The 2,364-nt window shown below is 62.3% G+C and carries 2 protein-coding genes and 1 pseudogene; 1 reads left to right on the forward strand and 2 read right to left on the reverse strand.

The window, feature by feature from the left end; translation table 11 throughout:
* The coding region (locus SKC42_RS27315) for an ESX-1 secretion-associated protein (RefSeq protein WP_330967351.1) at positions 1 to 409 on the reverse strand (409 nt) is incomplete at its 3' end.
* Positions 410 to 891: 482 nt separating this feature from the next.
* On the opposite strand from SKC42_RS27315, the gene SKC42_RS27320 reads away from it, so the two are divergent.
* Positions 892 to 2,055 carry an IS3 family transposase gene (locus tag SKC42_RS27320; protein WP_330967352.1) on the forward strand — a complete coding sequence of 388 codons (1,164 nt, stop codon included), beginning with the start codon at positions 892 to 894 and terminating at the stop codon, positions 2,053 to 2,055.
* Between the two features lie 9 nt (positions 2,056 to 2,064).
* On the opposite strand, the pseudogene SKC42_RS27325 reads toward SKC42_RS27320, so the two are convergent.
* Positions 2,065 to 2,271, reverse strand: a pseudogene (locus tag SKC42_RS27325) (hypothetical protein); the annotation flags it as partial.
* Between the last annotated feature and the right edge of the window lie 93 nt (positions 2,272 to 2,364).

The following is a 2,364-nucleotide window of genomic DNA, read 5'->3' on the forward strand; positions in this document are numbered from 1 at the left end:
TTTCCACCGGGCTCACCTCACCGCCCGCAGCCTCCAAGCCCTGAACACCCTCAGGCGCAGTGGACCCCGGGAACGTCTCCGCCGACCCGGCACCATTCTCCAATAGAATCTGCTTATCGAGTTCGCCAGCGGCTTCCTCGTCGGTCTGCCGGTATAACTCCGTAGCGACTCGGAGCTTGTCAGCCAGTTGGGTGGCGGCGGTGCTCAATGCCTCGCCGAAGGCTTTACGTGCATCGAGGGCTGCGGTAAAGGCCACGTTGGAAGCGCTACTTGCGACACCGTGGGATATCCACACTGCCGTTTCAACGCCATCAGCCGCCGACGCAGCGGTGGTGGCTTGGGAGGACGCCTGGTCTTGGGCGGCCGCCAACTGAGAAAGGTGGTCTGGCGTAACAAACAGATCGGCCATGTGGTGCTGTCCTTTTCGAGTATTCGTCCGGGCTCGCGCCCTGTTGCGCCCATTGCAACGCGGGGAACAACTTGCGGAAGGGTAGGCGCCACTGGCTATTCGTGGCTTTCCTGCGGCAGGCTGGCGCTAAACGTGTAGGTCCGCCATAAGATGCGAGATGAAGACTACTGGCAGCCCACCGTATGCTCCGCTCCGCCTGACTGTTAGCAAATACCGACTAAACGCGATCGATTTTCTGCCTGCTATGTGATGTGCGCCTTTCCTTCAAGACAAGAACCGCCCCTACCCCTGGAGTAGGACTGTCGCTTTAGGCTAACGCAAAGTCCGACATGGCTGATGCACTAAATCTCGCTAGTCGATCAACTCCTGGCCGGCGACGAACGCAGTTGATCGCGTGCAGGTGGTCAAGGGTCTGCTGCCCGGATAGGTGACACCTGCCTGAGATGGCTTGCCCAGGGTGGGCGGGCTGGAAGGATGTCATCATGGCAAGGCCCTATCCCAAGGAGTTCCGCGACGACGTCGTGCGGGTGGCCCGCAACCGTGAGGACGGGGTGACGATCGAGCAGATCGCCGCCGATTTCGGGGTGCACCCGATGACGTTGTCGAAGTGGCTACGTCAGGCCGACATCGACGACGGAGCCACCCCGGGCAAGACAATGGGCGAGTCGGCCGAATTGCGGGAGTTGCGTCGCCGAAACCGGTTGCTGGAGCAGGAGAACGAGGTGCTGCGCCGGGCGGCGGCGTACTTGTCGCAGTCGAATCTGCCGGGGAAGAGGCTTTACCCGCTCGTGAAAGAGCTCGCCGCTGACGGGATTGCCGTCGCGGTGACGTGCCGGGTCCTCAAGCTCGCCCGCCAGCCCTATTACCGCTGGTTGGCCAACCCCGTGACCGATGCTGAGTACGTCGAGGCGCATCGGGCCAACGCGCTGTTCGATGCCCACCGCGACGACCTTGAGTTCGGATATCGCTTCCTTGCGACTGAGGCTGCCGACGCTGGCGAGTCGATGGCCGAGCGGACCGCGTGGCGGATCTGCTCGACCAACGGGTGGTGGAGTGCATTCGGGAAGAAGCGGGGCAAAAACGGCAAGCCTGGGCCGCCCGTGCACGACGATCTGGTCGATCGCGACTTCACCGCCGATTCACCAAACAAATTGTGGCTCAGCGACATTACCGAGCATCGCGCCGGCGAGGGCAAGCTCTACCTGTGTGCGATCAAAGATGTGTTCTCCAACCGCATCGTCGGCTACAGCATCGACTCCCGAATGAAGTCCCGACTGGCGACTACCGCCCTGGCCAGCGCGGTCGCTAGACGCGGCGATGTCGCCGGCTGCATCCTGCACACCGACAGGGGCAGCCAATTTCGCAGCCGGAAATTCATCCATGCCCTCGGGCGCTACGACATGGTCGGTTCGATGGGCCGTGTCGGGGCCGCCGGTGACAACGCTGCCATGGAGAGCTTCTTTAGCCTGTTGCAGAAGAACGTCCTGGACCGCCGCCGCTGGGACACCCGCGAGCAACTGCGCATCGCGCTCGTCACCTGGATCGAACGCACCTACCACCGGCGACGCCGCCAAGTCGCTCCTGGCCGGTTGACCCCCGTCGAATTCGAAGCAATCATGACCACACCGGCCAGTCAGGCCGCCTGACCGAAACTGTCACCTGATCATGCAGCAGACCCTGCCGAGGTCCAGTGTGGGGCGGGACCGGCGGTTGAGGGTGTCTTGGATGCGTTTGAAGTCGGCTTTGGTGTAATGGCTTAGATCGCTGCCCTTTTTGAACAAGAACCGCAAGAGCCGGTTGGTGCTTTTGTTGCTGCCGCGTTGCTAGGGTGAGTGCGGGTTGCAGAAGTTTACCGGGGCGCCTAGGGCATGTCTGACAAACGTCGGGTCCAGGCGACGATGGCGTTGAGAACGGCTGCGCCGCGGTAGACGATGGCGAGTTTGTCGTAGCGGGTA

The sequence above is a fragment of the Mycobacterium sp. 050134 genome, from assembly GCF_036409085.1.
GTDB lineage: Bacteria > Actinomycetota > Actinomycetes > Mycobacteriales > Mycobacteriaceae > Mycobacterium.